The 12,772-nt window shown below is 55.8% G+C and carries 12 protein-coding genes; 7 read left to right on the forward strand and 5 right to left on the reverse strand.

Annotated elements, in window-relative coordinates; genetic code table 11:
• Positions 1-113: 113 nt before the first annotated feature.
• The 4 genes from HZZ01_RS00770 to HZZ01_RS00785 all read left to right on the forward strand — a co-directional run bounded on the left by HZZ01_RS00770 (position 114) and on the right by HZZ01_RS00785 (position 4,147).
• Positions 114-386 carry a YdgH/BhsA/McbA-like domain containing protein gene (locus HZZ01_RS00770; RefSeq protein ID WP_179895094.1) on the forward strand — a complete coding sequence of 91 codons (273 nt, stop codon included), beginning with the start codon at positions 114-116 and terminating at the stop codon, positions 384-386.
• A gap of 280 nt (positions 387-666) precedes the next feature.
• Positions 667-2,163: an L-asparagine permease gene (gene ansP / locus HZZ01_RS00775; RefSeq protein WP_179895095.1), complete on the forward strand. Its 1,497-nt coding sequence runs from the start codon at positions 667-669 to the stop codon at positions 2,161-2,163.
• Between the two features lie 142 nt (positions 2,164-2,305).
• On the forward strand, positions 2,306-2,884 hold the full coding sequence (nudK, locus tag HZZ01_RS00780; protein ID WP_179895096.1) for a GDP-mannose pyrophosphatase NudK: 579 nt from the start codon (positions 2,306-2,308) through the stop codon (positions 2,882-2,884).
• A 189-nt stretch (positions 2,885-3,073) separates the two neighbouring features.
• The gene (locus HZZ01_RS00785) at positions 3,074-4,147 is read left to right on the forward strand and encodes a DUF1176 domain-containing protein (RefSeq protein ID WP_179895097.1); all 1,074 of its coding nucleotides are present in this window, start codon (positions 3,074-3,076) and stop codon (positions 4,145-4,147) included.
• Here HZZ01_RS00785 and ampH read toward each other — a convergent pair.
• The 5 genes from ampH to amiA all read right to left on the reverse strand — a co-directional run bounded on the left by ampH (position 4,144) and on the right by amiA (position 10,784).
• Positions 4,144-5,307, reverse strand: coding sequence for a D-alanyl-D-alanine-carboxypeptidase/endopeptidase AmpH (ampH, locus tag HZZ01_RS00790; protein WP_179895098.1), 1,164 nt, complete (start codon positions 5,305-5,307; stop codon positions 4,144-4,146). The genes HZZ01_RS00785 and ampH overlap by 4 nt on opposite strands.
• Positions 5,308-5,567: 260 nt before the next feature.
• A complete protein-coding gene (gene tkt / locus HZZ01_RS00795; protein ID WP_179895099.1) occupies positions 5,568-7,568 on the reverse strand; it encodes a transketolase in 2,001 nt (666 codons plus the stop codon).
• Positions 7,569-7,625: 57 nt separating this feature from the next.
• Positions 7,626-8,576, reverse strand: coding sequence for a transaldolase (tal, locus tag HZZ01_RS00800; protein WP_090958850.1), 951 nt, complete (start codon positions 8,574-8,576; stop codon positions 7,626-7,628).
• A 347-nt stretch (positions 8,577-8,923) separates the two neighbouring features.
• Positions 8,924-9,838, reverse strand: a complete 915-nt coding sequence (gene hemF / locus HZZ01_RS00805; protein WP_179895100.1) for an oxygen-dependent coproporphyrinogen oxidase — start codon at positions 9,836-9,838, stop codon at positions 8,924-8,926.
• Between the two features lie 100 nt (positions 9,839-9,938).
• Complete coding sequence (amiA, locus tag HZZ01_RS00810) at positions 9,939-10,784, reverse strand: N-acetylmuramoyl-L-alanine amidase AmiA (RefSeq protein ID WP_179895101.1); 846 nt, start codon at positions 10,782-10,784, stop codon at positions 9,939-9,941.
• A 207-nt stretch (positions 10,785-10,991) separates the two neighbouring features.
• Between amiA and HZZ01_RS00815 the strand changes: the two genes are divergently transcribed.
• From HZZ01_RS00815 to HZZ01_RS00825, 3 genes are all read left to right on the forward strand, one after another.
• Positions 10,992-11,417 (forward strand): GNAT family acetyltransferase, encoded by a 426-nt coding sequence (locus tag HZZ01_RS00815; RefSeq protein ID WP_003848834.1) that lies wholly within the window; start codon positions 10,992-10,994, stop codon positions 11,415-11,417.
• A complete protein-coding gene (locus HZZ01_RS00820; protein WP_179895102.1) occupies positions 11,407-11,874 on the forward strand; it encodes a DUF2919 family protein in 468 nt (155 codons plus the stop codon). The genes HZZ01_RS00815 and HZZ01_RS00820 overlap by 11 nt, the downstream gene beginning before the upstream one ends.
• Before the next feature lie 65 nt (positions 11,875-11,939).
• Positions 11,940-12,557, forward strand: a complete 618-nt coding sequence (locus HZZ01_RS00825; protein ID WP_179895103.1) for an RpoE-regulated lipoprotein — start codon at positions 11,940-11,942, stop codon at positions 12,555-12,557.
• Positions 12,558-12,772 lie beyond the last annotated feature (215 nt).

Consider the following 12,772-nt stretch of genomic DNA (forward strand, 5'->3'; position numbering starts at 1 on the left):
GTTTTACGGTTAAAAAAGGGACAGTTTTACATCGTCCCGATGTTGCTTTTCATTGCAGCGTTAATAATCCCTTCAGTCATCAGCTCAACCCCTCTCAGATTAAGGAGCATCCAATGAAAAAGCTGAATGCTGTACTGGCGGGTGCATTACTGTCTACCGCCTCATTGACGACTTTCGCCGCCGCGCCCGTCGACCACTCTCAGGCGCAGGGCATGCAGAGCATCGGTAGCGTGTCGGTCTCGGGCGTTCGCGGCTCACTGGACGATGCTAACCGTCAGTTGTCGCAAAAAGCGGAAGAAATGGGCGCCAGCCATTACCGTGTTATTGGTGTCGATAATCCAGGCGATTCCAGCCTGTGGAGCGGCACCGCAGAGATTTATCGCTAACCCAACCCGCCTGTTTCCATCCCTGTAGCTTTTACCGGCCTGAAAATGGCCGGTTTTTTTGTTTTTGTGCATCAGGATGGATTCTTACAAATCAGCCTGTGCATCTGCCCGGTATATTTTGCTTCGTTCTTGCAGAACGGGTAGGATTCATCGCCGTAAATTCCCGCGTTGCCCGGCACTCACTCACGGGCAAAGGCACAGAGGAAAATCCCCCAGTTTGCAGGACGTTACGTTCGCACTGGGGAGACGACGACTGATGGTCCGGACAAACAGGAATGCTATGAAATCTAAAAAGAAAACCCCAAGTGAGATGCGCGCTGCGAAACGCCGCTGGCTGAACTCTCACGATGCTGGCTACCAGAAAGCGATGGGTAACCGTCACGTGCAGATGATTGCGATTGGCGGTGCTATTGGCACCGGTTTGTTCCTGGGTGCAGGTGGCCGTTTGCAGGCTGCTGGCCCCGCCTTAGCCATCATCTATCTGGTGTGTGGCATCTTCTCCTTCTTCATTCTGCGTGCACTGGGCGAACTGGTTTTACACCGTCCCAGCAGTGGCAGTTTCGTCTCCTACGCCCGCGAATTCCTGGGTGAGAAAGCCTCCTACGTGGCGGGCTGGATGTACTTCGTTAACTGGGCAATGACCGGCATCGTCGACATTACTGCCGTTGCGCTTTACATGCATTACTGGGGCGCGTTTGGTGATGTGCCACAGTGGGTGTTCGCCCTGGGCGCGCTGGCGATTGTCGGCACGATGAACATGATCGGCGTTAAGTGGTTTGCTGAGATGGAGTTCTGGTTCGCGCTGGTGAAAGTGCTGGCGATTGTCATCTTCCTGGTCGTGGGCGTGGTGTTCCTTGGCACCGGCAAACCACTGGATGGCAACAGCACCGGCTTCCATCTGATCACCGATAACGGTGGTATGTTCCCGCACGGCTTACTGCCGGCGCTGGTGCTGATTCAGGGCGTGGTGTTCGCCTTTGCCTCTATCGAACTGGTAGGTACGGCAGCCGGCGAATGTAAAGACCCGAAAACCATGCTGCCGAAAGCGATCAACAGTGTGATCTGGCGTATCGGCCTGTTCTACGTTGGCTCTGTGGTCCTGCTGGTGCTGCTGCTGCCATGGAACGCCTATCAGGCGGGTCAAAGTCCGTTTGTGACCTTCTTCTCTAAGCTAGGTGTGCCTTACGTGGGCAGCATCATGAACATCGTCGTTCTGAGCGCGGCGCTCTCCAGCCTGAACTCCGGCCTCTACTCGACCGGACGTATTCTGCGCTCTATGTCGATGGGCGGCTCTGCACCGAAATTCATGTCTAAGATGAACGGTCAGCAGGTGCCTTATGCCGGTATTCTGGTGACCATCGCCGTTTATGTGATTGGCGTAGTCCTTAACTACTATGTGCCTTCTCAGGTGTTTGAGATCGTACTGAACGTTGCCTCGCTGGGCATCATCTCTTCCTGGGCCTTTATCGTGGTTTGCCAGCTGCGTCTGCGCAAAGCGATTAAAGAAGGTAAGGCGGATGATGTCAGCTTCAAGCTGCCAGGTGCACCGTTTACCTCATGGCTGACGCTGCTGTTCCTGTTCAGCGTGTTAGTCCTGATGGCGTTTGACTACCCGAATGGGACTTACACCATCGCCTCCATTCCGCTGATTGCGTTGTTACTGGTGCTGGGATGGTTTGGCGTGCGTAAGCGTGTGCATGCCATAGCTGAGACCGAACAGGATCATCACGAAGAGGAACCTCAGCCGACCCGACTGGCTGACGACACCTCACACTAATAAGTTCTGTAGCGATCAGGCCAGCCTCCGGGCTGGCTTTTTTTTGGCCGGAAATCGACACTTCAGAGTGCGAATTAGGATAGTTTTCTCATCGGCTTACCCCTATGATGAACGACTCCCTTTATGCGGTAGCGGAGTCTTCATGTCGTTTAAGATCAATATCATCAAAGATAAACTCCTGTCTGAAAACTGGTTTGTGCTGCGTAACTACACCTATGACATCACCGATCGCCGTGGCGAGGTTATTCGCCATAAACGCGAAGTCTACGATCGCGGAAACGGGGCGACCATCCTGCTTTATAACCGTGAAAAGAACAGCGTCGTACTGACTCGCCAGTTCCGTATTGCTACTTACGTCAACGGTAACGACGGTGGCATGTTAATCGAAGCCTGTGCGGGACTGCTGGACAACGACTCCCCGGAAGATTGCATCCGCAAAGAGGCGATTGAAGAGACCGGGTATGCGGTGGGCGAGGTGGAAAAACTCTATGCCTGCTATATGTCGCCGGGCGGCGTAACCGAACTGATCCACTTTTTCGCGGCCGAATATAATGAATCGCTGCGTGACAACGCAGGCGGGGGTGTCGAAGATGAGTCAATCGACGTGCTGGAGCTGCGTTTCCCTGATGCACTGGCGATGGTTGCTGATGGCCGCATTCGCGACGGCAAAACCATTATGCTGCTACAGCATGCGCAGATTGCTGGCTGGCTGAAGCCATAGAAAAACGTGCTGTAAAACCTGTTGCCGCGCGACAGTGTTGAAAGGGGATGGGTGAGGCTTTATCCACTTTATGCACGATTTTTAAGCAGTTAACGGCGCTTTTTGCACAGGTTCACAGAATGCGGACCCTGGCAGACCCGTTGATGCGCTATCCTCTCCACTCTGGGTATTCGGGGATCGATCTTCTTAATGTCGTATTGGATGAAATCGCTGTGGCTGTTGCCGTCTCTGTGGGTTGCCTGTGTTCAGGCGGAACCGTTGCAAAAGTCATTCAACGACTGGCAAATCACCTGCAATAACGAAGCCTTTTGCGTGGCGCGCAATATTCCCGGCGACAAAGGGCTGGTGATGACGATTTCGCGCCATGCGGGCGTCAACGATCGTCCCTTGCTGCGAATCGATTACGGTAGTGCCTACAGCGGTGCGCTGCCTGGCGGTCCGCTTCAGGATAACCTGCTGCTCGACCAGCGCCGCCTGAAACCCGACCTCAAACACTGGACGGTAGAACCCCATCATCTCGCTACCAGCAATGCCATCGCCATTGATGAGTTCCTGGATCTGGTGATGGAGGCGAAAACCCTGCAGCTCACCTTTGATCCTGATGCGCTGATCTCGCTGCGCGGCATGAAAGCTGCCCTGTTGCTGATGGATGACACCCAGGGGCGGGTCAACAGCCTGAGCGCGTGGATCAAGCGTGGCGACCGTGCCAGCTGGGACGTTCCGCCGCCGCCTGCGCTGCCGCCCTTGCCACCTGCGGTTGCCCCGCCTGCGGCACTAACGCGTGATGAGACCAGCGGACTCATTGATTACGGAACCTGGCGGGTCAATACCGATTCCTGCTCACTCGATCCGCTACGCCGGGAAGTCAGCGTTGCCCCCCTCACCGACCAGCGCGCGTTGCTGCTGGTGAGTTGTGAAATGGGGGCATATAACGTGATCGACCTGGCGTTTGAGGTGACGCGCAGCCAGCCTTACGTGGCGAGAGGCATCACCTTAACCCTGCCGTTTACACCGCCGGGTGCCAGTGATCGACAGCTTGAGCTGATTAACGCCGAGTATGATGCGGCCAGCGGCCAGCTTTACACCTTTGGTAAAGGACGGGGACTGGGTGACTGTGGCAGCGCGACACGCTGGCAGTTTGATGGCACACGTTTTGTGTTAGCAGAGTATGCAGAAGAGTCGACCTGTGACGCCTGGCACAGCAGTGATGACTGGCCAACCCTGTGGGTCAGCCAGTCTGACGGTAGCGTACAGCAGCGTTAGGGAATGGCCTGTACCATCATCGGTGAGCCAAGCTGGTTACCGACCAGTTCAGCCAGCATATTGTTCACGCCGTCGCTCATTGGCGTAAAGCGGGTCAGCGGCGAGCGCGTCACCACCACAAAAACCCCCACGTTATGCTGCGGCACCATCGCCATATAGGTGATGAACCCGCCGCCGCCGCCGGTTTTCTGAATGATGCCAGGGCGACCATTTTTCGGTCCCATAAAGACCCAGCCCATGCCCAGCGCATCCGCTTTACCTGGCACGTCCATGCCTTCTACTTTGTTCAGCTGATCGCGACGATAAATCAGTGTCTGAAGCCGATCGATCTGTGGCGTGCGATGGTTAACTGAAGAGTTAAGGAACTGCTGCATCCAGCGGCCCATATCATCCGGCGTGGAGTACACACCACCGCTGCCAATGGCCGCCAGGGTGTTATTGCACGGACTGGCTCCTTTTTCCGCCACCATCAGGCGTCCGCACTGCTCAGGCGATGGCGTAAAGGTGGTGTCTTTCATGCCGAGCGGACGGGTAATCAACTGCTGAAACAGCGCCGGGTAGGGCGTACCAGCGGCGCGTGACAGCGCATCACTCAGCAGATCGTAGCCCAGGTTGGAGTAGGCGGCACTGCTGCCTGGCGCCGCTTTAAGGTTTGCGCGCGCCAGCCACGCCCAGCGTTCGTTCTTCGTCGGCCAGACAAACACCGGACGCTGCGCTTTGCCGCCAGGCTGTTCGCGCGGCAGGCCGCTGGTGTGGGTCGAGAGATTAATCAGGCGAATCGGCTGTCCATTGTAAGTGGGTACACGTGCTCCCGGCGGCGCATATTTACTCAGGGGATCGTCGAGGCGAATTTTTCCGCGCTCAGCCATCTTCACCATCACTTCACTGGTCATCAGCTTACTCAGTGAGGCGATGCGAATCAGCGAATCTTTCTGCGGACGGATATTGTTACCGGGACGGGTTTCACCGAAGCTGGCGAACACCCGCTGATTGCCATCAATCGCCACCAGCGCCATGCCGGTTGCACCGCTGCCATAAAAGATATGTTCCGCATAGCGATCAACAATCTGAGAGGCCAGTAGTGGATCGGGCGCGACCTGCGCCATGCTTTTTAAAGGAAGCAGTGAAACCATCAGGGCCAGTAAATAGGGGGTGCGCATGTTCAACGGAAGTGGCTTCGCTATAAATATCGGAAGAAATCTGCCTTCACTCATGGGGAGACACCCGGTCGGCGAACCGCTTTATCCCGGCAGGAACAACAGCAGGTACAGACGGACAGTCAGTGCACAGGCAGCATTAAGTATGACGGCTCTATAGTAATGAGTTTGCGCAGGGCGGGAAGAGGGGAATAAAGATATTTTTCTGTTTCGGGCTATAGGATGAAATGGCCCTTCCCGGTAAACCGGGAAGGGCAGAGGCATTAAACTGGCTTGAGTAATGCTTCAGCGTGGCTGACGATATTCTCTACCGTGAAGCCAAACTCGGCGAACAGCTGACTGGCCGGGGCTGACTCACCAAAGGTCGTCATGCCGACAATCGCGCCATCCAGACCGACATACTTGAACCAGTAGTCAGCAATACCCGCTTCGACTGCCACACGCGCTTTCACGCCACTCGGCAGCACAGATTCGCGGTAAGCGGCATCCTGCGCATCGAACAGGTCAGTTGAAGGCAGTGAAACCACCCGCACCTTGTGACCGCCCGTAGTGAGCTTCTCTGCTGCACCCAGGGTGATCTCAATTTCTGAACCGGTCGCGATCAGAATCACGTCTGGTGTACCGTCGCAATCCTTCAGCACGTAGCCGCCGCGTTTGATGTTTTCGATCTGCTCCGGGGTACGCTCCGGCTGCAGCAGATTCTGACGGGAGAGGATCAGCGCGGTCGGGCCGTGATGGCGCTCGACAGCGGCTTTCCACGCCACTGCGGTTTCAACCTGGTCACAAGGACGCCATACGCTCATGTTTGGCGTCAGACGCAGGCTGGCAATCTGCTCAACCGGCTGGTGCGTCGGACCGTCTTCGCCCAGACCGATAGAGTCATGGGTGTAGACCAGAATCTGACGTGCCTTCATTAATGCCGCCATACGCGCCGCGTTACGCGCATATTCGACAAACATCAGGAAGGTCGCAGTGTAAGGAACGAAACCGCCGTGGTGCGCGATACCGTTACCAATCGCCGTCATACCAAATTCACGCACGCCGTAGTGAATGTAGTTACCGGCTGGGTCCTCTTTGATCGATTTGGAGCCTGACCAGATAGTAAGGTTACTTGGTGCCAGGTCAGCAGAACCGCCCAGGAATTCCGGCAGCATTTTGCCGTACGCTTCCAGCGAATTCTGTGATGCTTTACGGCTGGCGATTTTCTGCGGATTAGCCTGCAACTCCTGAATGAAACGGGTCGCTTCGGTTTCCCAGTTGGCAGGCATTTCGCCATTCATGCGGCGCTCATACTCTTTCGCCAGCTCTGGATGGGCTTCCTTATAAGCGGCAAATTTTGCGTCCCAGGCTTTTTCACGTTCAGCACCCGCTGCTTTGGCATCCCACTGCTGATAGATGTCAGCCGGGATTTCAAATGCCGGATAGTTCCAGCCGAGCTGCTTACGGGTCAGGGCAACTTCGGCCTCACCCAGCGCCGCGCCGTGCGACTCTTCTTTACCAGCTTTGTTCGGGGAACCGAAACCGATAATGGTGCGGCAGATGATCAGTGAAGGCTTATCGGTGACGCTCTGCGCTTCCTTGATTGCCTGACGAATTGCATCGGCGTCATGCCCGTCGATGTCGCCAATCACATGCCAGTTATAGGACTCAAAGCGTTTGTGAGTGTCGTCGGTAAACCAGCCTTCGGTCTCGCCATCGATTGAAATACCGTTATGGTCGTAGAAGCCGATCAGTTTGCCAAGACCCAGGGTGCCCGCCAGTGAACAGACTTCGTGCGAGATCCCTTCCATCAGACAGCCATCGCCCATAAACACATAGGTGTGGTGATCGACGATTTCATGGTCCGGACGGTTAAACTGTGCGGCCAGCGTGCGTTCTGCAATCGCCAGACCTACGGCGTTTGCCAGTCCCTGACCCAGCGGGCCGGTGGTGGTTTCAACGCCAGGCGTGTAGCCGATTTCCGGGTGGCCCGGCGTTTTAGAGTGCAGCTGACGGAAATTTTTCAGCTCTTCAATCGGCAGGTCATAACCGCTGAGATGCAGCAGGCTATAAAGCAGCATCGAGCCGTGGCCGTTGGAAAGGATAAAGCGGTCACGATCAAGCCATGCGGGATTGGTCGGATTGTGCTGGAGGAAGTCGCGCCACAACACTTCGGCGATATCGGCCATACCCATCGGCGCACCGGGGTGGCCTGAATTTGCCTTCTGGACTGCATCCATGCTCAGTGCACGAATCGCGTTTGCCAACTCTCTGCGTGAGGACATAAAGTTCTCCCTTGTTATGCATCAGGGCGGGAAAGTCCCGCCCGACTAAAATGAAGACTACAGGCGTGCGGCAAGCACATCTTCCAGCTTCTGCTGGTCAACCGCGAACTGGCGGATGCCGTCTGAGAGTTTTTCAACTGCCATCGGATCCTGGTTATGTTCCCAGCGGAACTCCGCTTCAGAGAGCGGCGACGGCTGATGGAAACCTTCGGTAGATGGCTCCAGCTTGCGCTCCAGCGGCGCATCGCTGTTCTGCAATTCTTCCAGCAGGTTCGGTGACAGGGTCAGGCGATCGCAGCCGGCCAGTGCCACAATCTGCTCCACTTTACGGAAGCTGGCACCCATGATGACGGTGCTGTAACGGTGCTTTTTATAGTAATCGTAGATGCGACGTACAGATTTCACGCCAGGATCTTCATCCGCCACATAGGGTTCCATTGGCTTGCGTGAGTTGTACCAGTCGTAGATGCGGCCCACAAACGGCGAGATCAGGAACACGCCTGCTTCGGCACAGGCCCGCGCCTGGGCAAAGGAGAACAGCAGTGTCAGGTTGCACTTAATGCCATTTTTCTCCAGCTCTTCCGCCGCGCGGATGCCTTCCCAGGTCGAAGCCAGCTTGATCAGCACACGTGAGCGATCGATACCGTGCTCTTCGTACATGCGAATCAGTTTCTCTGCTTTGGTGACACACATGCCACGATCGAAGGAGAGGCGCGCATCCACTTCGGTCGAAACACGGCCCGGTATGCTCTTCAGGATTTCCATACCGAGGTTGATCGCCACTTTGTCGCTGGCGTTGATGATCTGTGTCTCTTTGCTGCCGCCCTGTTTTTTGGCGTACTCAATCGCGTCGTCCATCAGGTGTTTATACCCTTCGAGACCGGACGCTTTCAGAATGAGTGAGGGATTGGTGGTGGCGTCTTCCGGATGGTAATTACGAATCGATTCGATATCGCCACTGTCCGCCACCACTGTGGTGAACTGTTTTAGGGCTTCTAGCTGGTTCATCTCTAAACTCCTTGAAAAGAAAAATGAAAGCGAACAGGGAGCACCTCAGGCCTCGCAGCCGATCTGTGGCATGTTCTGCTACCGGTAACGCGAACCCATAACATTGCAACAGAGACTCTGTGATGGAAATGCGGTTTCTCTGATTGTTGCGCTGCGAGGCGGTGCGAAGGAGCCGTCATGCGGTATTTACCGTGGGATGCGCCATATTCCACCTATAAGCATAGCAGTCAGGCGGAATGACGCAGGCCACACTGTAGCAATCTGTGCCCTGTCAATAATAAGAGGCCAGCCAGGCGGGTGGTAAGCGCAGCGCGGGGCGAAGGCCCGCGCTGCAGCAGCAGAAGCAATCAGACGGGCAGGTTCAGCCAGTTCTTCACCGGCAGGAAATCGCGATAGAGGGCAGCTTCAGGCGAGTCAGGTTCAGGCTGATAATCATATTCCCAGCGTACCAGCGGTGGCATCGACATCAGGATCGATTCTGTGCGACCCCCGGTCTGCAGACCAAACAGGGTGCCGCGGTCCCACACCAGATTAAACTCCACATAGCGGCCTCGGCGGTAGAGCTGGAACTGGCGCTCACGATCGCCCCACGGGTGATCTTTACGGCGCGCCACAATCGGCCGATAGGCATCAATAAAGCCCCGGCCTACCGCCTGCATAAAGCTGAAGCTCTGCTCAAAGTCTGGCGTATTGAGATCGTCAAAAAACAGGCCGCCAATGCCGCGCTGCTCATCACGATGTTTCAGATAGAAATAGTCATCACACCATTTTTTATAGCGTGGATAGACATCCTCGCCAAAGGGCTGACAGATACTGGCTGCGGTCTGATGCCAGTGCAGCGCATCTTCTTCGAAACCATAAAAAGGGGTCAGGTCAAACCCGCCGCCAAACCACCAGACCGGATCGGCATCCGGTTTCTCGGCGATAAAGAAGCGCACGTTGGCGTGGCTGGTAGGTACATAGGGATTGTTTGGATGGATCACCAGTGACACGCCCATCGCTTCAAAGCTACGACCCGCCAGTTCTGGCCGGTGAGCGGTAGCCGATGCCGGCATCTGATCGCCATGTACATGCGAAAAGTTAACGCCCGCCTGCTCAAACACCGCGCCGTTGCGCAGGACGCGGCTCTGACCGCCGCCGCCGCCAGGGCGCTGCCAGCTATCTTCGGCAAACTGTGCGCCGCCATCTTCAGCTGCCAGCTGGTTACAAATCTCATCCTGCAAGGCGAGCAGGAATGCTTTTACGCGTGAAATATCAGCCATCTTTTCGCTTATTGTTGGTCAAAGTCTGACGCGATTATACGCAAAACCGCGCAGCTTGCATGAATGCGGCGCGTCGCCCGGCGTAAACACACGTCTCGAATCAGGCGTTGCGGCGGTCAAACTCATCAAAGTAATTGACGATGCCGCTGGCAATCGCAGAGGCAATTTTCTGGCGAAACGCGGTAGTGCCGAGCAGCTGCTCTTCGCGCGGATTGGTAATAAAGGAGGTCTCGACCAGCACCGAGGGGATCGACGGTGACTTGAGCACCGCGAAGGCCGCCTGCTCGGTGTGCTGGCTGTGCAGATGGTGAACCGGACGGATCTGGTCCAGCACGTGTTTGCCCAGCGTCAGGCTGTTCTTGATCGTGTCGGTCTGCACCAGGTCGAACAGGATCTGCTGCAGATAGTGATCCTGCTGCTGTGCTTTCACGCCGCCCAGTTTGTCTGCATCATTCTCGCGCTGTGACAGGTAACGTGCCATTGAGCTGCTGGCACCCCGGTTAGAGAGCGCGAACACGGAGGCACCGCTGGCATCGGGGCTGGTAAAACCGTCGGCATGAATCGACATAAAGAGATCGGCGCCGTGCTGATGGGCGATCTCTACACGCTGATAGAGTGGAATAAAGTGGTCGCTGTCGCGGGTCAGGCGCACTTCAATGCGCGGATGGCTCTGCAACTGGCGTTGCACGTTGCCAGCGATCTCCAGAACGATATGTTTCTCTTCAGACCCTTCTTCGCCAACGGCTCCGGAATCGATGCCCCCATGGCCTGGGTCGATCATCACGATACGCTTACCGTTTTTCGCCGGTGGAGCCGGGCGGGTGTGATGGTTTGCCCCGGTAAGAGCCTTTTCTTTAGCCTGAACCGCGCGCGGCGATAAGATGGCGAGAGCCAGCCCGGAAAGCAGTAACTGGCGACGATGAATCAAACGTTTAAGCAGGTGCATGTACGGGTCCGGTAACAGGAATCTTGCCGGTGTTATAGCCTAAGCCTCTGTTCCCTGCGATCACAGAACCATTTCAGGGCATTACTTTGTATTGCAGGTCACGAACAGGAAATTTACGCTTTTTTATTTGTCGCCCGTCATGGAGGGTTGCGTGCAGCAGAGAATGCGTGATAATCAGCAAATTGTGCTTATTTGCAGGTAAAGAAGATGGAAATCCGCGCCTTCCGCCAGGAAGATTTTGAAGAAGTGATCACCTTATGGGAACGTTGCGATTTGTTACGGCCATGGAACGATCCGGAGCTGGATATCGAACGCAAAATGAATCACGACCCCGATCTTTTTCTGGTCGCTGAAGTGGGCGGTGTGGTCGTCGGTACGCTGATGGGCGGTTACGATGGTCATCGTGGCGCGGCGTATTACCTGGCGGTGCATCCTGACTATCAGGGACGCGGCTTTGCCAATGCGCTGATGAACCGTCTGGAAAAGAAGCTGATTGCACGCGGCTGTCCGAAACTGCATCTGATGATCCGCGAAGAGAACGATCAGGTGGTGGCATTCTATGAGAAGCTTGATTATGAGCCGGTTGATGCGCTGCTGTTTGGTAAACGTCTGATCGAAGATCGTGAATACTAATCCGTTGCCTGGCTATCAGCCGGATGAGTATGACGGCAGAGGGCAGCTACGGCTGCCGTTTCTTTTTTGGATGATCCTGTTACTTCAGTCGCGTACCTGGCTGCTGCTGGTGATGGCCGGGGCGTCGCGGCAGCAGGGCAACGATCTGCTGGCGCTGTTCTATCCGGATCGCCAGGCGTTCTGGGTCGGTCTGGCGCTGGGCTTACCCGCGCTGGCGGGCCTGCTGCTGACCGGTTATCGCACGCGCCTGCCGCGACTCTGGCACGCCTGGCGCAGCGTACTGGCGCTGTCGTTACTGATAAACCTGCTCTGGCAGGGCGGGCAGTTTGTGCAGGGGGATCGGCTCAGCTCACCGCTGCCTTTGCTGCTGACGCTGTTCGACCTGCTGGCGCTGATCTGGCTGCAATTCAATCGCCGCTGCCGCGACTGCTTTCTGCCCGAACATCATCTCAACTAAACTTTTTGTCGCTTTGCGACTCCAATCAGTTCCGCCTTTCCGGCATCGCATTTACAGGAGTTCTCATGAAAGCTGTTCGTTCGACGCTACTGATCGCCGCCGTTGCACTAAGCGGTTGTGCCAGTTCGGGTTCCGGCGCTGACAGCAGCCAGCAGGCAAGCTGGTGGAATCCGCTGACGTATCACTGGTCTTCGGCGCTGCCTTGGAACTGGTTCGGTTCGACACTGACCGCGACTGAACAGGGTGTGGGTGGGTTAACCGCCTCGACCGCTATGAAAGAGGACGCGATTAAGGACGGACTGAACGGTGACTATACCCTGCGTCAGGGCATGCGCAGCCAGAACGGTCAGGTGATTTCATTCTGGCAGGCGCTGAATGATGGCAAGGTTAAGCTGGTGATTTACGGGCAGTCACAGGTCGACCGTATTGAGGTCATGGACAGCGCGATTGCCAGCAGCGACGGCAGCAAAGTGGGTGATGCTTTCAGTAATAAGTTCAGCAAAGCCTTCGACAACTGCACCTTAGCCAGCGGCACCGACGCGCGGGACGTGGCGTGCCGTGCGCCCGGCAGTCAGCACCTGACCTATGTCTATCATGGCGACTGGCATGGGCCGGAAGGATTGATGCCTTCTGACGATACCCTGAAAAACTGGAAAATCAGCAGGATTGTCTGGCAGCGTTAAGCCAGCCTTATCAGCAGCCGCCCGTCAGGCGGCCGCTGAACCCCCAAAAATCCCTGTTAGCCCACGCGACAAGCGGTTCCTTATCTCCATCGGCTTTTGCTGATTTGTGCATAAACTCTCCTGGCGTCTTATGCTTTTTTCGACTTTGAAATCATCAAACGATATATAAAACCGTTACTGGTTTTCACTGAGTTATAAATAAACTGGTGCCTCAG

The sequence above is a fragment of the Pantoea sp. WMus005 genome, from assembly GCF_013415305.1.
GTDB lineage: Bacteria > Pseudomonadota > Gammaproteobacteria > Enterobacterales > Enterobacteriaceae > Pantoea > Pantoea rara.